Raw genomic sequence first — 17,705 nt, 5'->3', positions numbered from 1 at the left:
TGCAATGCCGGGCAGAAGAATCGCCCGCCACCACGAGAGGTGACGGGCGATCGGTCAGGCGGAGAGCTGCGCCTCGATCGCGGCGACGACCTCGTCCGACTCCGGCTCCGTCCGCGGGCGGAAGCGCGCCGCCACGGTGCCGTCGGTGGCGAGCAGGAACTTCTCGAAGTTCCACTGGATGTCGCCGGCCTCGCCGTCGGCGTCGGCGGTCTGGGTCAGCTCGGCGTACAGCGGGTGCCGGCCTTCGCCGTTCACCTCGAGCTTGTCCAGCATCGGGAACGTCACGCCGTACGTCGTGGAGCAGAACGTCTCGATCTCGTCGGCCGACCCGGGCTCCTGGCCGCCGAACTGGTTGCACGGCGCCCCGAGCACGGTGAAGCCGCGGGACGCGTACTTCTTCTGCAGGTTCTCCAGGCCCTCGTACTGCGGCGTCAGGCCGCACTTCGACGCCACGTTCACGACCAGGACGGCCTTGCCCTTGTACTCGCCGAGCGAGGTCGGCGCGCCGGACAGGGTGGTCAGTGGAATGTCGTACAGGCTCATGCTCATCCTCGAGTTGTCGGTAAGTGCCGGGCGAGAAAGTCTTCGGTACGGCGCCACGCGAGCGCGGAGGCGTCGGCGTTGTGGAACATCGGCAGCGGGTTGTCGAACGCGTGCCCGGCACCGTCGTACCGGTGCACCTCCGCACCGGTCAGCGCGGGCACGATCGCGTCCACGTCCAGGAACGTGTCCTCGTTGCCGAAGTGGTGCAGCGCCGGGGCGTCGGGATGGAGGTCGAGCAGTCGCGGGAGGGCCGAACCGTAGTAGCTGATCAGCACATCCGGGGAGGACACGGCCGACACGTTGAAGCCCAGTCCCCCGCCGAAGCAGAACCCGACGACGGCCGTGCCGCTACCGCGCGACTTCAGGTACTCCAAAGAGGCGACAGCGTCGGCGACGGCCTGGTCCCAGTCGAGCCGCTGGACGATGCCCATCGCGCGCGGCATCAGGTCCGGCGCGGACTCGTCCAGCTCGGTGTCGTCGAGGCGCCAGTACATCTCCGGCGCGATCACGTAGTACCCGAGGGCGTGCAGGTCCGCGGCGCGTTGCTTGATGTAGTCGGAGACCCCGAAGATCTCCTGCAACAGCAGGACTCCGGGCGCGTCACTGCCCGCGGACCCCCACTCGTGGAACGGAATCTCCAAGGTCACACCGTGAAGGGTACGACCTCCGGTTCAACCGGCACCGGCTTGGGTGCGGGCATCCACGACTTCGTCTCGGCGATCGCGTCCAGCAGCAGCTGGTACAGCCGGTCGTCCGGGTTCGGCACGCACGCCTGCGAGATGCCCTCGACCGCGCAGGACACCGCGCGGGGCGCCGTACGGCGGGCGAAGTCCGGTGTCACGCGGCGCGCGCGGGCGGTGAAGGACCGCGCCCACTTGGTCGCCTGCGGGACGGCCTGCAGGATCTCGGCCGACTCCGGCTCGATGTCGTCCGGCGGCCGCCCGTCGAGCGCGGCGAGCTGCCGCTCCCCCACCAGCAGCGCGACGGCCAGGATGTACTGGCGCTCCTGCGAGACGATCGGCAGCGCGTGCCGGATGCAGTGGGCGGTGACCCGCGGTACGACGTGTGGGTCGTCGGGGGTCAGCCCGATCACGGACGGGATCAGCGGCGCCAGCCGGGACCGCCCCGAGTCGCTGGTGCAGTCGTTGACGTCACGGGCGACGCCGGCCAGCAGCGGGTGGGTGCAGGCGGGATGGTCGGACCAGGGCTCACCGGCCAGGTACGACGCGAACTCCATGAAGCACGCGCCCTTGCGCGGGCTGCGGTGCTTCCCCCGGCTGAGGACCGGCACGGACAGATCAAGATTGTTCATGGAACAACTCCAGTAACGCGGACCTTGACCACCAGCATGCGCCCAATCGCGCCGCATTGCCACGGGTAACTCACCTGTGAGCGGACCCACATGCGCGCCGCCTTTGGCAGTTCTGTTACTCATGGGTAGCATCGGGGTAGATTTCCCGACCCCCCAGAGGAGGGCCCTCGTGCCCCGTGAGATCCGCGACGTCGTGTACGTCGACGGCGTTCGCACCCCGTTCGGCAAGGCCAAGGGCCAGTACTCCGAGACCCGCGCCGACGATCTGGTGATCAAGTGCATCCGGGAGCTGCTGCGGCGGAACCCGGGTCTCCCCCCGGAACGCGTGGACGAGGTCGCGATCGCGGCCACCACCCAGATCGGCGACCAGGGCCTGACCATCGGCCGGACTGCCGCGCTGCTGGCCGGCCTGCCGAACACCACGCCCGGCTACGCCATCGACCGGATGTGCGCCGGCGCGATGACCGCCGTCACCACCACCGCGGCCGGGATCGCGTTCGGTGCGTACGACGTGGTCGTGGCCGGCGGCGTCGAGCACATGGGCCGGCACCCGATGGGCGAGGGCGTGGACCCGAATCCGCGGATCATCAGCGAGAAGCTCGTCGACACCTCCGCGCTGGTGATGGGCTCCACCGCCGAGAACCTGCACGACCGGTACCCGAGCATCACCAAGGAGCGCGCCGACGCGTACGCCGTCGCGTCCCAGGAGAAGGCGGCCAAGGCCTACGCGAACGACCTGATCCAGCCGGACCTGGTACCGATCGCGACCCGCTCCGCGGAGCAGGGCTGGGGCTACGCCACCACCGACGAGCCGATGCGCCCGGGCACCACGGCCGAGGACCTGGCCGGCCTGAAGACGCCGTTCCGCCCGCACGGCCGGGTGACCGCGGGCAACTCCGCCGGCATCAACGACGGCGCGACCGCCTGCGTGCTGACGTCCGCCGAGGCGGCCGAGGAGCTCGGGCTGACCCCGAAGATGAAGCTGGTGTCGTACGCGTTCGCCGGTGTCGAGCCGGAGGTGATGGGCGAGGGCCCGATCCCGGCCACCGAGAAGGCGCTCCGGCTCGCCGGGCTGACCATCGACGACATCCAGGCCTTCGAGGTGAACGAGGCGTTCGCCGTGCAGGTGCTGGCGTTCCTGGAGCACTACGGCATCGCCGACGACGACCCGCGGGTGAACCCGTACGGCGGTGCGATCGCGTTCGGGCACCCGCTCGCGTCGTCCGGCGTCCGGCTGATGAACCAGCTGGCCAAGCAGTTCGAGCAGCGCCCCGAGGTCCGCTACGGCCTCACCACGATGTGCGTCGGCCTCGGCATGGGCGGGACCGTCATCTGGGAGAACCCGAACTGGGAAGGTGCCAAGGCATGAGCCTGCAGGAACTGATCGACTCTGCGTCGGCACTGTCGACCGACGAGGTTGTCACGCTGGCGCACTCGCGGGACGTCGTACTCCCGAACAAGGCCGGCACGATGGCGCTCATCACGCTGGACAACGGCCACGACCACACCAAGCCGAACACGTTCGGCCCCAAGGGCCTCGGCTCGCTGAACGCGGCGATCGACGCGGCGCTGGCCCGTGACGAGATCGTCGCGATCGGCGTCACCGGCAAGCCGTTCATCCTGGCCGCGGGCGCGGACCTGACCGGCGTACCGAAGCTGACCGACCGGGAGCAGGCGCTGGCGCTCGGCCGGATCGGGCACGGCGTGCTGCGGAAGCTGCAGGACGGCGGCAAGCCGTCGTTCGGGTTCGTGAACGGTGTCGCGCTCGGCGGCGGGCTCGAGGTCGCGCTGCACGCGACGTACCGGACGGTCTCGGTCGCGGCCGGGATGCTGTCGACGCCCGAGGTGTTCCTCGGGCTGCTCCCGGGCTGGGGCGGCAACTTCCTGCTGCCGAACCTGATCGGCGCGGACAACGCGGTCAAGGTCGTCGTCGAGAACGCCCTGAACCAGAACAAGATGCTCAGCGGTCCGGAGGCCGTGAAACTCGGCATCGGCGACGTACTGCTGGAGTCGGCGGACTTCCTCGAGCAGTCGCTGCTGTGGGCCTCGAAGGTCCTGACCGGTCAGCTCACGGTCGACCGGGCGGAGATCGACCGCGGCGAGGCATGGGACGCGGCCGTTGCCCGGGGCAAGGCTTTTGCGGACGTCAAGGTGAGCGGCGCGGCGCCGGCGCCGTACCGGGCGCTGGACCTGATCGCCGCCGCCAAGGACAACGACCGCGACCGCGGGTTCGCGGCCGAGGACGAGGCGCTCGCGGACCTCATCATGAGCGAGGAGCTCCGGAGCGGGCTGTACGCGTTCGACCTGGTGAACAAGCGCGCCAAGCGGCCGGCCGGTGCGCCGGACAAGTCGCTGGCGCGGCCGGTGAACAAGGTCGGCGTTGTCGGCGCGGGCCTGATGGCGGGTCAACTGGCGCTGCTGTTCGCGCGCCGGCTCGAGGTTCCCGTCGTACTCACGGATCTCGACCAGGAGCGCGTGGACCGGGGCGTCGGGTACGTGCACGGTGAGATCGACAAACTGCTCGCGAAGGGCCGGATCCGCCCGGACAAGGCGAACCAGCTGAAGGCGCTCGTCACCGGGTCGGTGGACAAGGGCGTCTTCGCAGACGCGGACTTCGTGATCGAGGCCGTGTTCGAGGAGCTGCAGCTGAAGAAGACGATCTTCGCCGACCTGGAGAAGATCGTCCGGCCGGACGCGATCCTGGCGACCAACACGTCGTCGTTGTCGGTGACCGACATGGCCGCGGACCTGGAGCACCCGGAGCGGGTCGTCGGGTTCCACTTCTTCAACCCGGTCGCGGTGCTGCCGCTGCTGGAGATCATCCGCGCGGGCAAGACCGACGACGCCTCGCTGGCGACGGCGTTCGCGGTCGGCAAGAAGCTGAAGAAGTCCTGCGTGCTGGTGAAGGACGCGCCGGCGTTCGTGGTGAACCGGCTGCTGACCCGCTTCCTCGGCGAGGTCAGCGCGGCGGTGGACGAGGGTACGCCGATCCTCGACGCCGACCGGGCGCTCTCCGCGCTCGGCCTCCCGATGCCGCCGTTCGTCCTGCTGCAGCTGGTCGGCCTGCCGGTCGCGCTGCACGTCGCGGAGACGATGAACCGGGCCTACCCGGAGCGGTACGCAGTGTCGGAGAACCTCGCCAAGGTCGTTGCCGCCGGCAAGAGTTCGTTCTACGTCTGGCCGGAAGGCAAGCCGGTCGTCGACCCGGAGGTCGAGGCGCTGGTCACGGTCGGCGACAAGCCGTCCACCGCCGACGAGCTCCGCACCCGGGTCCTCACGGCCCTCGCCGAGGAGATCAAGATCATGCTCGACGAGGGCGTGGTCGCCGAGGCGCAGGACATCGACCTGTGCCTCCTGCTCGGCGCCGGCTGGCCGTTCCACCTGGGCGGCATCACGCCGTACCTGGACCGCACCGGCATCGCCGAGAAGGTCAACGGGACCCGTTTCCTCCCGAAGGGCGTGGCAAGCCTCGCCTGACAGAGACCGCTGGGGGTCGGTGCGGCGCCGGAAGCCCGCTCCGGCCCCCAGCAGCTGTCAGGCCTTCTGTACCTCGCCGGTTTTCTGCTCGATGCCGACGCGGCTCTTGCGGTACCCGTACAGCGCGTAGATCACGAACCCGATCGCCATCCAGACCACGAACCGGATCCAGGTCTCGATCGACAGGTTCAGCATCAGGTAGACGCAGATCAGCGCGGCCACGATCGGGATCACCGGGTTGCCGGGCACCGTGAACGAGCGCTTGATGTCCGGCCGGCTGCGGCGCAGCAGCGGCACCGCGATCGAGACCAGCGTGAACGCGGCCAGCGTGCCGATGTTCACCATCTCCTCGAGCTTTCCGATCGGCGTGACCCCGGCGATGATCGCCACCACGATGCCGATGCCGATCGTCAGGCGGTACGGCGTACCCCACTTCGGGTGCGTCTTGCCGAGCTGCTTCGGCATCAGGTGGTCGCGGCTCATCGCGAACACCACGCGGGCCGCACCGATCATCAGCGTCAGTACGACGGTGGTCAGACCGGCGACCGCACCGGCCGAGATCAGCGTCGCGAAGCCGCCCCGGCCGACCGACTTGAACGCCTCCGCCAGCGCGGCCTCGCCGTTGATGTCGGTGTACTTCACCATGCCGGTGATCACGATGCAGACCAGCACATACAGCACCGTGCAGATCGCCAGCGAGCCGATGATGCCGCGCGGCAGGTCGCGCTGCGGGTTCTTGGCCTCCTCGGCCGTGGTCGCGACCACGTCGAACCCGATGAACGCGAAGAACACCAGCGACGCGCCGGACACCAGGCCCATGATCCCGAACGTCGACGGCGTGAACCCGAAGATCGCCTGGAACAGCGGCGTGGTCACGTGCACGCCGCCACCCGGCGCCGGGACGCTCGGCGGCACGAACGGCGTCAGGTTCGAGCTCTTGATGTAGAACAGGCCGGCGACGATCACGAACAGCACCACGAACAGCTTGATCGCGACCAGCACCAGGTTGACCCGCATCGACTCCTTGATGCCGATGGTCGCCAGTGTCGCCAGCACCAGGACCAGGATCATCGCGAGCACGTTCACATGGCTGTCCGGCCCGATCGACGACGGCCAGCCCAACCCGATCTGGTCCAGGAACAGTTTCGCGTACGTCGACCAGCCCTGCGACACGACGCTTGCCCCGAGCATCAACTCGAGCAGCAGGTCCCAGCCGATGATCCAGGCGAAGATCTCGCCGAGCGAGAAGTACGAGAACGTGTACGCCGAACCGGACACCGGCACGGTCGACGAGAACTCGGCGTAGCACAACGCGGCCAGCGCGCAGCAGACCGCGGCCAGCACGAAGGACAGTGCGATCCCCGGTCCGGCGTACAGCTTCGCGGCGCGCCCGGTCAGGGTGAAGATGCCGGCACCGATGATGACACCGATCCCGAAGACGGTCAGGTCGATCGCGGTGAGGCGTTTCTTGAGCTGGTACTCCGGCTCGTCCGTGTCGGCGATCGACTGCTCGATCGACTTCTTCCGCACAAGACTCATCAGCGCCTCCTAGAAGTGGACGGAACCCTTCGAGGTTGCCCCCTCTGACGGGATGAGGTCAAACCGCCACTCAGCGTTGTGGCCGGTATGTTGTCAGTGCGGTCCACAGCGTCGCCTCGGTCAACCCGGTGCGGTCCTGCAGGATCCGGTCGCGGGACGCCTGGTCGACACCGTTGCGCGCCATGTCCTCGTACAGCTCCTCGACCTTCTGCAGCCCGATCTGGTGGACGAGGTACCGCACGGCCAGCCAGCTCACGCCGTACACGTCCGCGGAGTTCTGGTAGAAGCCGCTGTCACCCGGCAGCGAGGACAGCTGCGGTACGGCGGTGTCGACGACCTCCTGCTCCCACTTGACCACCTCGCCCGGCCCGCTGATCGCCTCGATCCCCCGCCAGGACACGTATTCCGCCGCGCCCTCGGCCAGCCAGAGCGGCTCGTAGCCGCCGAGCGCCGCGGTCACCACGTGGGTGATCTCGTGCGACAGCAGGATCTCGTCGACCTGGTCGCGCTGGTTCGGGTTGATCACGATGTACCCGCCGGCGACCGTACCGTCGGCCGTGTCCTGACCGGGCAGTGAGGAGAACGTCGACCCGGTACTGGCCGCGGACTCGATGTCCTCGTCGGCGAACCGGGCGTCGCGGACGGCGGTCTCGTCCAGCGCGATCACCAGCACCGCGCCGTTCCACTTCAGCGGCCAGTACGCCGTCACCTCGGCGAGGCCCTCGTTCGCGGCGCGGACGATCGCCCGGCCGCGCTTGGTGTCGCCCTTCTCGACGATCACCATCACTCGCGGCGCGCGCTGCACCTCGATCCGGCCGAGGTCCCACGCCTCCCGGTGCGCGCCCGGGCCGAGGTCCGGGTCGAGCTCGTTGTCCGCGGTCAGCAGCCAGTGGCCGTCGCGGGCGACGAACGTGTAGCCGAGCTCGGTGGTCACCGGCGTGAAGTCGACCTTGCGGATCTGGTACCGCATCAGGACGCGGACCAGGTACGTCGTACGGCCGTGCGCCTTGAGCAGCGCGGGGTCGAAGCGTTCCTCGGCCTGGCTGTAGCCGATCTCGGAGAAGCCGATCTCCATCAGGTTCGCGAACAGGATCTTCTGCGCGGCGACCAGCTTCGTGTTCAGCGGATCCACGTCGGCCAGGAACTGCTGCTCGTTGCCGGTCTGCACGGCGCCGGCCCGGCGTACCAGGATCGTGTCGATCGCCACCCGCCGGGCCGCGACGGCCGCGGCGATCCGCGACGGCTTCGCGGTCGTCTGCACCGGGGTCGGCGCGACGGCACGCGCCCGGAGCTCCTGATTGCGCTCTTCAACGGTGTAGACGACGCCGCCGGAGACCAGGAGCACCGCCAGCAGCAGACCCAGCCACCGCCTCATGCTGCTGCGGCTGCTTTCAGGGCACGGAAGAGTCCGGCCTCCGTCATTCCGAGGTGTTCGAGCATGATCCGGTCGCGGTCCTTCTGCGTGACGCCGAGTGAGGCGAGCTCACGGTACAGCGTCCCCACCTCGGTCCCGCCGAACCGCGTGAACAGGTAGTCGAGCGCCAGCCAGGACAGCGGGTACGAGCTGTCGGCCTGGTCGAAGAAGGTCGCGTCCGCGGGTAGCGCCGTCGCCTTCGCGAGGTACTTCGTCCGGACGTCCAGCCGGTACTGCGCGATCGCCAGGTCCTTCTGCCCGGCCATGGGCAGGAACTCGACGTACGTCGCGGCGCCCTCGACCATCCAGCGCGGCGCGTACGGCCCGTACGGCGCGGTCGCGACGTGGGTGAACTCGTGTGCCAGGGTCCGCGCGTCGACCTTCGTGCGGTTGTACGGGTTCACCACGACGTACGAGTCGGTCCGCTCCCCCTCGCCGGTGACTTCGCCGGGCAGCGTGCGGTACACGAAGGTCGCCATCGCGAGCGCGTCCTCGGCGTTCTTCGGCTGCGAGTAGTCGGCGCCGCGGACGACCTTGTCGTCGAGCGCGATCACCACGCCGGAGCCGTTCCATCCGCCGGGCCAGTTCTTCGACACCGCCTGGACGGCGTTCTGCGACATCGCGACGAACTTGTCCGCGAGCGTGGCCTGGCCCTGCTCGACGACCACGAGGACCCGCGGCGCGCGCTTCACCAGCACCGGCCCGAAGTCCCAGGCCTCATCGTGCGAGCCCCGCGGCAGGCGCTTGTCGAGGTCGGAGTCGGACACCATCATCCAGTTGCCGTTCGACCGCCGGCTGAACGTGTACCCGAGCATCGCGCGCACAGGCACCAGGTCGATGCCGCGGAGCTGGTACTCCATCGCAACCGCGACCAGGTACGTCGACGGGCCGTACTTCTGCGCGATCGCGTCGTCGTACTGCTGGGCGAGCTGCTGGTAGGCGAGCTTGGCGAAACCGAACTGGCGAAGGTTCGCGAACAGCGTGTGCTGCCGTGCGACCAGCCTGGTGTCCGCGGGGTCGACGTCCGCGACGAACTCCTGCTCGTTCCCGGTCAGTACCGCCTGCGCGCGCCGCTGCAGCACCTGGTTGACGGCCGCGGACCGGGCCGCCAGGTCGATCGCCGGCGTACTCGGACCGGCGTCGACGGCGTCGTCCGCGCTCTGACTCGAGTAGTGCAGGTACAGCCCACCGCCGACGGCGGCCGCCACCAGGGCAAGGGACAGCAGGATCGGCCAGACCCGGGACCGCCGGCGGACGGCGGCGTGCCTGCTGTGTCGCCCTCCCCCGTCAGACATGGCGCCTGGCTAAGCGTTCCGGCCGCCGGCCCGGTCCGGCTCGTCGAGGGACGCGTCGACGTGCTGCGTGAGCTGCTCGGTGATCTCCCGCGCGACCTCCTGGCCGGTCAGCCCGATCTCCTGCAGTACGGCGGCCCGCTTCGCGTGCTCGAGGAACACCTGCGGTACGCCGAAGTCGCGGAACGGTGTCCGCACGCCGCCGTCCCGGAGCGCCTGCGCGATCATGTCGCCGACCCCGCCGGCCCGGCCGTTGTCCTCGATCGTGACGACCAGCTGGAAGTCCGCGGCCAGCTCGACGAGCTCCGCCGGCACCGGCTTCACCCAGCGCGGGTCGACGACGGTGACACCGAAGCCGTGCGCCTCGAGGCGCTGCGCGACGTCCATCGCGGTCGCCGCCATCGCACCGATCCCGACCAGCAGGACGTCCTGACCGGAGCGGTTCAGTACGTCGACCGACCCGACGCGGTCGATCTGCTCGATGTCCGGGAACACCTCGCCCTTCGCGAACCGCAGCGCGGTCGGCGCGTCGTCCACGTCGACCGCCTCGTTCAGCAACTCCTGGAGGCGCTTGCCGTCCCGCGGCGCCGCCAGCCGCAGGCCCGGGACGAGCTGCAGCAGCGACATGTCGTACACGCCGTTGTGGGTCGGGCCGTCGTCACCGGTGACGCCGGCACGGTCGAGGATGAACGTGACGCCGCACTTGTGCAGCGCGACGTCCATCAGGGTCTGGTCAAAGGCCCGGTTGAGGAACGTCGAGTACAGGCACACGACCGGGTGCAGGCCGCCGAGCGCGAGACCGGCGGCGCTGGTCACCGCGTGCTGCTCGGCGATCCCGACGTCGAACGTCCGGCCCGGGAACTCGTCCGCGAACGGTGCCAGGCCGGTCGGGTGCAGCATCGCCGCGGTGATCGCGACCACGTCCGGACGCCGGTGGCCGATCTTCACCAGCTCGTCGGAGAACACGTCGGTCCAGCCGCGCGGCTTGTTCGCCGGGCGGACCTGGTGCAGGTTGTCCTCCTCGTCCTCCTCGGCGGCCGGGTAGCCGAAGCCCTTCTTGGTGACCGCGTGCACGATCACCGGGCCGCCGAAGGACTTCGCGTTCCTCAGCGCGTCCTCGAGCGCCTGCCGGTCGTGGCCGTCCACCGGGCCGACGTACTTGAGGCCGAGGTCCTCGAACATGCCCTGCGGGGCGAGCATGTCCTTCAGGCCCTTCTTCACCCCGTGCAGCACCTCGTACATCGGCGGGCCGACGTACGGCGTCCGGCCGAGGTTCTTCTTGACCAGGTCGAGGATCTTCTCGTACCGCGGGTTCGTGCGCAGGCTCGTCAAGTGGGTCGCGAGGCCGCCGACGGTCGGGCTGTACGAGCGGCCGTTGTCGTTCACGATGATGACCAGGTTCAGGTCCTTGGCGGCGGCGATGTTGTTCAGCGCCTCCCAGGCCATGCCGCCGGTCAGGGCGCCGTCGCCGATCACCGCGACCACGTGCCGGTTCTCGCCGCGCAGCCGGTACGCCTTCGCGAGGCCGTCGGCGTACGACAGGGCGGTCGAGGCATGGCAGTTCTCGACGATGTCGTGCTCGGACTCGGCCTGGCTCGGATACCCGGACAGGCCGCCCTCCTGACGGAGCGTGCCGAAGTCCTTCGCCCGGCCGGTGACCAGCTTGTGCACGTACGCCTGGTGGCCGATGTCGAACACCAGGCGGTCGCGCGGGGAATCGAAGACCCGGTGCATGGCCAGGGTGATCTCGACCATGCCGAGGTTCGGGCCGAGGTGGCCGCCGGTGCGGGTCACCGTGTCGACCAGCACGTCGCGGATCTCGGTCGCCAGATCGGTCAGCTGCTGATCCGTCAGCTTCTTGAGGTCTTCCGGACCCTCTACCGTCTCCAGCACGCGCATCGAGCTCCTCCCGCAGGTAGTCCTCGAATGCTCTCACATTCCAAGACGTCGGCCAGGAGTGGCTGGTTCGAAGGTGTGCTGGGTCTCACTTAGGGTGACTGCTATGGAGATGGTGAGGACCCTGTTCCGGAAGTACGACGGGCAGCCGCACCGCTTGGTCGAGGCGATCCGGCTCGGCGAGGACGAGCACGGCCTGTGGGTCGGTTCGCTCCCGGGCAGCCAGGGCCAGCGCGCCGACGGCAGCTGGAAGTCCATCGACCACCACCGGGTCCGGCTGTTCCCGCGCGGGCAGTGGTGGAGCGCGCTGTTCAACGACGTACCGCACCAGACGGCGATCTACTGCGACATCACGATGCCGGCCGAGTTCGGCGTCGACTCGGTCACCGCGGTCGACCTGGACCTCGACATCCGCCTGCTCCGCGACGGCACGGTCAAGGTGATGGACGAGGACGAGTTCCACGAGCACCAGATCCGCTACAACTACCCGCCCCAGGTCGTGGCCACCGCCCGCGCCGTCTGCGACCGCCTGGCCGCCACCATCACCACCACGGAACCGTTCATGACCGCCTACAGGCCGTACCTGGAGCAGATCCGCTCGCTGACGCCCTGAGCCGATAGGTTGAGGGTCATGCGCGATGTCCGGGTGGTGTACCGCAAGTACGACGAGAAGCTGCACTGGCACCAGTGGATGCGGTATCTCGGCGAGGACGAGTACGGCGTGTGGCTGGGCGCGCCGGCCGGGTCGGTGTCGCAACGCGGGGCCGAGCCCGAGGTGACGCAGGAGCAGGCGCACGTGCAGCTGTTCCCGCGGGACAAGTGGTTCACCGCGATCTTCAACGACGCCCCGCGGAACACCGAGATCTACGCCGACATCACGACGCCGGTGGAGTTCTCCGACGACGTGGTGACGATGATCGACCTCGACCTGGACGTGATCAAGCGCCGCGACGGGACCGTCTTCGTCGACGACGAGGACGAGTTCGCCGAGCACCAGGTGAAGTACTCGTACCCGCCGGACGTGATCGCCACCGCCCAGCGGACCTGCGACTGGCTCGTCCAGGCCGTCTCCACCGAGGAGCCGTTCCTGACCGTGTACAAGACCCACCTGGACAAGATCCGCTAACGCACCTGGTGCACGCTCAGGGAGCCGTTCTTGAGCATCATCAGGCCCGGGAGCGGTCCGCGCTGGCCGGCGTACATGTCGGCGATCGGGGCCACGGTCAGGTACAGGTTCTGGCCTTTGGGAACGTCGACGGCGATCGCCGGGAGCTCGAAGGTACGGCGTACACCGTGGGCCGCGCGCTGTTCGCGGAGCGGCATCGTGTTGTTCTGCACGACCTTCGCGGTGAGCGGGTTCGTGCCGACGCTGAGCGCGAAGTACGCCGCCGACTGCGGGATGATCGTGTAGACGTTCGCGGTCACGGCCGGCGTACCGGCGATCGTGATCGGGCCCTTCGCGATCGGCAGGTTGACGGGCAGCCCGACACCGGTCGGTACGACGATCTTGCCGAGCGGGAAGCGCTTGTTCGAGGTCAGGCTCCGTTGCGTGAGGCAACGACCATCGGCGGTCGACAGGTGGTACGCACCGAAGCCGGTCAGCCCTTCCTTCTTGTGCAGCAACTTCTCCTGCATGAACCGGATCGACAGGCTGGAGAAGGTCGGTGAGCCGAGCGCGATCGAGCACGGGTCGCCGGGCGTCGCGTAGCCCGGCGGTACGACGGCCGGCAGCGTGTGGCCGCCGTTGTACCCGACGAAGATCGACCGCGCCCGGGCCTTCGCCGTCAACGCGTGGTCGAAGTTCATCAGGCCCTGGTTGAGGTTGAACAGGTTGTCGGAAATGCCCTGACCGAACAGCACCGGGATGTCGAGCCTGCGCCCCTGCGCCACGTGCCACGCCGGGCCGTTGTGCGCGAAGAACGCGTCCAGGTCCCGACCCGCCTGCCCGCTCGGCCAGGCGCCGGTCGCGATCAGGGCGACGAACGCCTTCGACACCGCCGGCGGCAGGTGCGTCCCGCCGCCCGCGAACAGGATCGACAGCCACAGCGTCCGGGCCGCCTCCTGCGGCGCGAGGCTCTGCTTGAGATCCCACCAGGTGATCTCCGGCGCCAGCGCGTCGAACCGGGTCGCGCCACGCTCCCGCAGCTCGGTGAACGCGCCCGCGAACTGGTACCCGCCGCCGTACGATCCGCCGATCGCGCCGATCAGCGGGTCACCGGGTCGTTGCTTCGTCACCCAGTCCAGCCCCGCGACCAGGTCGACGAGCTTGACCACGTCGCGGCCCTCGTAGTCCGGGCTCATCACGTGCGCGACGCCGGTGCTCTGCCCGAAGCTCCGCTGATCGAAGCTCAGTACGCCGAACCCGGCGTCCAGCCACGCCTTGAACGCGGCCGGGTCCGTGGTCCGGCTGCCGCCCCAGCCGTGGCTGTGGAAGATCAGCGGCACGGTGTGCTGCTTCGTCGCGTTCGCGGGTCTGAAGAGCGTGTAGCAGATCTTCACGGGCGTCGTCGTACCCGGCTCCGGCACCGAGTCGACACAGCCGTTGGTGACCGTACTGTCGGCCGCAGCCGGGACCACCGGCGACAGCAGCAGAGCGACCACACCGACCAGGGCAAGCACACGACGACGCACCATCAGTCACTCCCAGTGATCAACGGATCCCGCTTCGCACACGCTAGAGGACCGGCCGCGCGATGACCAGATCCCGGGCCCAGATCCCCGGCTCAGCCTTCGGCGAACCGATGGGTGGAAACCGCGTTTCCGCTGCGACACTGTGCCCGTGCATATCGCGATCGAGGTCGTGGCCCTCGTCGCCGTCGTCGCGGCCGGGGCCGCGCTGGCGCGACGGATCGGCCTCTCGGCTCCCCTGCTGCTGGTGGTCATCGGGATCGCAGCGTCGTACCTGCCGTTCATCCCGCGCGTCGAACTCGCGCCCGAGGTCGTCCTGGTCGGTTTCCTGCCGCCGCTGCTGTACTCCGCGGCGATCAAGACCAGCCTGGTCGACTTCTCCAAGCACCGGCGGTCGATCGGGCTGCTCTCGGTCGGCCTGGTCGCGTTCACCGCGCTCGGCGTCGGCGTCGTCACCTGGTGGCTGCTCGGCCGGGTCGCGACGTCGATCGGTCAGCAGCCGCTGCCGTTCTGGGCCGCGTTCGCGATCGGCGCGGTGGTCGCGCCGCCGGACGCGGTCGCCGCCACCGCGATCGCCAAACGCGTCGGCCTGCCGCGCCGGATCGTCACGATCCTCGAGGGCGAGAGCCTGCTGAACGACGCGACAGCGCTCGTCTGTCTCCGTACGGCGGTCGGGGCCGCCCTCGTCGCCCCCACCGTGTGGCACGTCGGGCTGGACTTCCTCCGCGCGGCGGGTGGCGGCGTACTCGTCGGCGTCGTGGTCACGTTCGTCCTGGCGAAGATCCGCCGGCGGTTCACCGATCCGGTGCTGGACACCACGCTCAGCCTGACCGCGCCGTTCGTCGCCTACATCGCGGCCGAGAACCACTACATCCACGCCTCCGGCGTACTGGCCGTCGTGGTCACCGGCCTGCTGCTGGGGCACAAGGCGCCGATCATCCAGTCGGCCAAGTCGCGGATGTCGGAACGGACCAACTGGCGCACTTTCCAGTTCCTGCTGGAGAACACGGTCTTCCTGCTGATCGGGCTGCAGACCCGATGGATCCTCGACGACCTGACTGCGAGCCCGTTGCCGGCCTGGCTGATCGCGACCACGACCGTCGCAGTGTTCCTCGCGGTCGTGCTGCTGCGGCCGATCTGGGTGATCCCGACGACGCTGCTGTCCCGCCGGTTCCTCGGTCCGTCGCGGCCCGGGCCGGTGTCCCGGCGCGCGCTGATCGTGGTGTCCTGGGCCGGGATGCGCGGTGTGGTCACGCTCGCGGCGGTCTTCACGCTGCCCCCGCGGACGCCGCACCGCGAAGTACTCGTGTTCATCGCGCTCGCCGTCACCGCGGGCACGCTGCTCGTCCAGGGCTCGACGCTCCCCTGGCTGGTACGCCGGTTGCGCCTGCCCGGGCCGGACCCGGCGGAGGACGCGCTGCAGGAGGCCGCCGTACTGCAGGGAGCCCATCGCGCCGCGATCGCCAAGCTCGACGAGCTCGCCCAGCCGTCCGATCCGCCCGCCGTACTCGACGTACTGCGACAACGGGGCGAGGCCCGGGCGCAGGCGGCCTGGGAACGGCTCGGGCGGCCGGAGAGCGAGTACGAGACGCCGAGCGAGGCGTACCGGCGGCTGCGGATCGCGATGCTGGAGGCGGAACGGTCGCACATCCTGAAGGTCCGCGACGCCGGGCTGGTCGCGGACGAGGTGCTGCAGCGGGCGCAGAGCGTGCTCGACATCGAGGAGTCGATCCTGGACCGCGACGAGGACGACGACGTCGGCGGGCGCTCCGAGGACCTGCGGCCGAAGGTGCCGCCGGGTGGGGCGTGTTCGCACCTCGAGGACGCCCCGCTGGTGGTCACGCCGAACACACCGGACGGCTGCGAGGAGTGCCTGGCAACCGGCGGCTCGTGGGTGCACCTGCGGCTGTGCCTCGGTTGCGGGCACGTCGGCTGCTGCGACTCGTCGGTGATGAAACACGCCAGCAAGCACCACGACGCGACCGAGCACCCGGTGATGCGCAGCTTCGAACCGGGCGAGACTTGGCGCTGGTGCTTCGTGGACGAGAAACTGGGCTAGTGGCTGACTGCTTGTTCTGTTCAATCATTGCCGGGACGACGCCCGCGCAGATCGTCCTCGACACCCCCGAGGTCGTGGGCTTCCTCGACGTACGGCCGGTGTTCAAGGGGCACACGCTGCTCGTGCCGCGGGAGCACGTGCCGACGCTGGTCGAGCTGCCGGACGAGCTGACCGTGCCGCTGTTCGGGGCGGCGCGCTCGGTGGCGGCCGCGGTGCGGACGGCGTTCGACGCGCAGGGCTCGTTCGTTGCCGTGAACAACGTTGTGTCGCAGTCCGTGCCGCATCTGCACGTCCACGTCGTACCGCGGACCAAGGGCGACGGGTTGCGCGGGTTCTTCTGGCCGCGGACGAAGTACGCCGACACGGCCGAGGCGGAAGAGTACGCCGGGAAGCTACGCGCTGCGCTGGCGGATTAGCTCGTACTCCACCTGCGGGAGCGGGTTGCCGTCGCCGAAGTCTCTGGTCTGGGTGGCACCGGTCTCGGTGAAGCCGCACTTGGTGTAGAACCGCCGGGACTGCGGGGTGTCCCTCAGTGTCCACAGATGCACGCGGTCGGTATCCAGGTGCTGGAGGGTGGATTCCATCAGCGCGACGGAGACGCCACTTCCCCACCCGTCGGGATGCGTGTAGAAGCTGTAGATCTCCGCGAAGCCCTCGCGCGTCTCCGACGGCAGGCTCCACGACATCGCCAACGGCCGGTCGTCGACGAACCCGAGCATCACCAGCCCGTTCCCGGCCGCCAGCCGCTCGTGCCACCTGCCCAGCCGACTCTCGACCCCTTCCCTGGCAACCTCCGCGGAGAACATCGGCCCGTACGCCGCGCCCCACGAAGCAGCGTGGATCTCCCCCACAACCGCACCATCCGCCGGCGTCGCCGGGCGGGCGGAGATCGCTCCGCTCGCCCGATCGGTCGCGGGCGGACCGGAGACAGCGGGATGGCGACGTTCAGCGGACGGGTCGGTCAAGGCGGTCCTCCAGCTTGGTGAGCGCACGTTCGACGGCCGCGCGGACGGTCTGGTCGGGGTCGTCCGCGAGCGGGCGGATCGCGTCGGCGTGTTCGTACTCCCCCGCGGCCCCGACCGCCCGCACCGCGGCCGCCCGCACCCGGGGCAGCTCGTGGTCGAGCAGCGGCAGCAGTACGTCGACGAGTTGGCCGAGCTCCCGCTGCGCAGTGATCTTCGCGACGTGCTCCTGCACCCGCCACGCCGGGTCCCCAGCGGCTTGGCGCAGTACGTCCACGAGATCGTCGCGCCAGACATACAGGAACACGCGAGCCGCCCACACCCGGATCCAGTAGTAGTTGACCGGATCGACAGGCTGTTTCCACCCACCCGGGTTGTCAGCGCCGGTGATCGCCACGAGCTTCGGCAGCGCGGCGCCGTACGCTTCCGCGCCGCCGACCTGGCCGCTGAGGAACGCGACGCACCAGTCGATCACGGTGTCCTCGCCGTACCGCGCGCACGCAGCCCGCACCACGTCGCGCGGGGAGTCCCTCACACTCATCCCGCCAGTAAACCGTGCCCCGCCGACAATCGCGAGGAACGC

At 69.4% G+C, this 17,705-nt stretch carries 16 protein-coding genes; 6 read left to right on the top strand and 10 right to left on the bottom strand.

Annotated features, from left to right (window positions below; genetic code table 11):
* Positions 1 to 54: 54 nt before the first annotated feature.
* Genes ACFV9C_RS21865 through ACFV9C_RS21855 form a run of 3 tightly spaced genes read right to left on the bottom strand, consistent with a single transcriptional unit; the run spans position 55 to position 1,855 of the window.
* Positions 55 to 543 carry a glutathione peroxidase gene (locus ACFV9C_RS21865; protein ID WP_380196142.1) on the bottom strand — a complete coding sequence of 163 codons (489 nt, stop codon included), beginning with the start codon at positions 541 to 543 and terminating at the stop codon, positions 55 to 57.
* Positions 544 to 545: 2 nt separating this feature from the next.
* A complete protein-coding gene (locus ACFV9C_RS21860; protein WP_380196141.1) occupies positions 546 to 1,190 on the bottom strand; it encodes a dienelactone hydrolase family protein in 645 nt (214 codons plus the stop codon).
* Positions 1,187 to 1,855, bottom strand: coding sequence for a hypothetical protein (locus tag ACFV9C_RS21855; protein WP_380196139.1), 669 nt, complete (start codon positions 1,853 to 1,855; stop codon positions 1,187 to 1,189). Before ACFV9C_RS21855 ends, ACFV9C_RS21860 begins: the two co-directional genes overlap by 4 nt.
* A 169-nt stretch (positions 1,856 to 2,024) precedes the next feature.
* Between ACFV9C_RS21855 and ACFV9C_RS21850 the strand changes: the two genes are divergently transcribed.
* Together ACFV9C_RS21850 and ACFV9C_RS21845 are read left to right on the top strand one after the other, a co-directional pair.
* Positions 2,025 to 3,224 (top strand): thiolase family protein, encoded by a 1,200-nt coding sequence (locus ACFV9C_RS21850; protein WP_380196137.1) that lies wholly within the window; start codon positions 2,025 to 2,027, stop codon positions 3,222 to 3,224.
* Complete coding sequence (locus tag ACFV9C_RS21845; RefSeq protein ID WP_380196135.1) at positions 3,221 to 5,332, top strand: 3-hydroxyacyl-CoA dehydrogenase NAD-binding domain-containing protein; 2,112 nt, start codon at positions 3,221 to 3,223, stop codon at positions 5,330 to 5,332. Before ACFV9C_RS21850 ends, ACFV9C_RS21845 begins: the two co-directional genes overlap by 4 nt.
* A gap of 57 nt (positions 5,333 to 5,389) precedes the next feature.
* Here ACFV9C_RS21845 and ACFV9C_RS21840 read toward each other — a convergent pair whose 3' ends face one another.
* From ACFV9C_RS21840 to dxs, 4 genes are all read right to left on the bottom strand, one after another.
* On the bottom strand, positions 5,390 to 6,871 hold the full coding sequence (locus ACFV9C_RS21840) for an amino acid permease (RefSeq protein ID WP_380196134.1): 1,482 nt from the start codon (positions 6,869 to 6,871) through the stop codon (positions 5,390 to 5,392).
* Positions 6,872 to 6,941: 70 nt separating this feature from the next.
* Positions 6,942 to 8,246, bottom strand: a complete 1,305-nt coding sequence (locus tag ACFV9C_RS21835; protein ID WP_380196132.1) for a hypothetical protein — start codon at positions 8,244 to 8,246, stop codon at positions 6,942 to 6,944.
* Entirely contained in the window at positions 8,243 to 9,580 is a 1,338-nt protein-coding gene (locus ACFV9C_RS21830; RefSeq protein WP_380196131.1) for a hypothetical protein, read from the bottom strand. Before ACFV9C_RS21830 ends, ACFV9C_RS21835 begins: the two co-directional genes overlap by 4 nt.
* Positions 9,581 to 9,589: 9 nt before the next feature.
* A complete protein-coding gene (gene dxs, locus ACFV9C_RS21825) occupies positions 9,590 to 11,476 on the bottom strand; it encodes a 1-deoxy-D-xylulose-5-phosphate synthase (RefSeq protein ID WP_380196130.1) in 1,887 nt (628 codons plus the stop codon).
* A gap of 103 nt (positions 11,477 to 11,579) precedes the next feature.
* Here dxs and ACFV9C_RS21820 point away from each other — a divergent pair, with 103 nt between their 5' ends.
* Positions 11,580 to 12,086 (top strand): DUF402 domain-containing protein, encoded by a 507-nt coding sequence (locus ACFV9C_RS21820; RefSeq protein WP_380196128.1) that lies wholly within the window; start codon positions 11,580 to 11,582, stop codon positions 12,084 to 12,086.
* Between the two features lie 18 nt (positions 12,087 to 12,104).
* Positions 12,105 to 12,599 carry a DUF402 domain-containing protein gene (locus ACFV9C_RS21815; RefSeq protein ID WP_380196127.1) on the top strand — a complete coding sequence of 165 codons (495 nt, stop codon included), beginning with the start codon at positions 12,105 to 12,107 and terminating at the stop codon, positions 12,597 to 12,599.
* Here the strand turns inward: ACFV9C_RS21815 and ACFV9C_RS21810 are convergent.
* A complete protein-coding gene (locus ACFV9C_RS21810; protein ID WP_380196125.1) occupies positions 12,596 to 14,107 on the bottom strand; it encodes a CocE/NonD family hydrolase in 1,512 nt (503 codons plus the stop codon). The genes ACFV9C_RS21815 and ACFV9C_RS21810 overlap by 4 nt on opposite strands.
* Positions 14,108 to 14,252: 145 nt before the next feature.
* Here ACFV9C_RS21810 and ACFV9C_RS21805 point away from each other — a divergent pair, with 145 nt between their 5' ends.
* Both ACFV9C_RS21805 and ACFV9C_RS21800 read left to right on the top strand, forming a co-directional pair.
* Positions 14,253 to 16,160, top strand: a complete 1,908-nt coding sequence (locus ACFV9C_RS21805; RefSeq protein WP_380196123.1) for a Na+/H+ antiporter — start codon at positions 14,253 to 14,255, stop codon at positions 16,158 to 16,160.
* On the top strand, positions 16,160 to 16,576 hold the full coding sequence (locus tag ACFV9C_RS21800) for an HIT family protein (protein WP_380196122.1): 417 nt from the start codon (positions 16,160 to 16,162) through the stop codon (positions 16,574 to 16,576). The genes ACFV9C_RS21805 and ACFV9C_RS21800 overlap by 1 nt, the downstream gene beginning before the upstream one ends.
* On the opposite strand, the gene ACFV9C_RS21795 is transcribed toward ACFV9C_RS21800, so the two are convergent.
* Positions 16,553 to 17,011, bottom strand: coding sequence for a GNAT family N-acetyltransferase (locus ACFV9C_RS21795; RefSeq protein ID WP_380196120.1), 459 nt, complete (start codon positions 17,009 to 17,011; stop codon positions 16,553 to 16,555). The genes ACFV9C_RS21800 and ACFV9C_RS21795 overlap by 24 nt on opposite strands.
* 94 nt (positions 17,012 to 17,105) lie before the next feature.
* Complete coding sequence (locus tag ACFV9C_RS21790; protein WP_380196118.1) at positions 17,106 to 17,663, bottom strand: HEAT repeat domain-containing protein; 558 nt, start codon at positions 17,661 to 17,663, stop codon at positions 17,106 to 17,108.
* Between the last annotated feature and the right edge of the window lie 42 nt (positions 17,664 to 17,705).

The sequence above is a fragment of the Kribbella sp. NPDC059898 genome (assembly GCF_042730855.1).
Lineage (GTDB): Bacteria > Actinomycetota > Actinomycetes > Propionibacteriales > Kribbellaceae > Kribbella.
Note: the sequence above shows the minus strand (reverse complement) of the source record. Positions and strands in the feature narration are given on the sequence as shown.

Excerpts from the sequence above, each read along its gene's own strand:
- ACFV9C_RS21835 (WP_380196132.1), bottom strand. The coding sequence starts at position 8,246 with ATGAGGCGGTGGCTGGGTCTGCTGCTGGCGGTGCTCCTGGTCTCCGGC.
- ACFV9C_RS21845 (WP_380196135.1), top strand. The coding sequence starts at position 3,221 with ATGAGCCTGCAGGAACTGATCGACTCTGCGTCGGCACTGTCGACCGAC.
- ACFV9C_RS21865 (WP_380196142.1), bottom strand. The coding sequence starts at position 543 with ATGAGCCTGTACGACATTCCACTGACCACCCTGTCCGGCGCGCCGACC.
- ACFV9C_RS21810 (WP_380196125.1), bottom strand. The coding sequence starts at position 14,107 with ATGGTGCGTCGTCGTGTGCTTGCCCTGGTCGGTGTGGTCGCTCTGCTG.
- ACFV9C_RS21840 (WP_380196134.1), bottom strand. The coding sequence starts at position 6,871 with ATGAGTCTTGTGCGGAAGAAGTCGATCGAGCAGTCGATCGCCGACACG.
- dxs (WP_380196130.1), bottom strand. The coding sequence starts at position 11,476 with ATGCGCGTGCTGGAGACGGTAGAGGGTCCGGAAGACCTCAAGAAGCTG.
- ACFV9C_RS21790 (WP_380196118.1), bottom strand. The coding sequence starts at position 17,663 with ATGAGTGTGAGGGACTCCCCGCGCGACGTGGTGCGGGCTGCGTGCGCG.
- ACFV9C_RS21820 (WP_380196128.1), top strand. The coding sequence starts at position 11,580 with ATGGAGATGGTGAGGACCCTGTTCCGGAAGTACGACGGGCAGCCGCAC.
- ACFV9C_RS21830 (WP_380196131.1), bottom strand. The coding sequence starts at position 9,580 with ATGTCTGACGGGGGAGGGCGACACAGCAGGCACGCCGCCGTCCGCCGG.
- ACFV9C_RS21815 (WP_380196127.1), top strand. The coding sequence starts at position 12,105 with ATGCGCGATGTCCGGGTGGTGTACCGCAAGTACGACGAGAAGCTGCAC.
- ACFV9C_RS21855 (WP_380196139.1), bottom strand. The coding sequence starts at position 1,855 with ATGAACAATCTTGATCTGTCCGTGCCGGTCCTCAGCCGGGGGAAGCAC.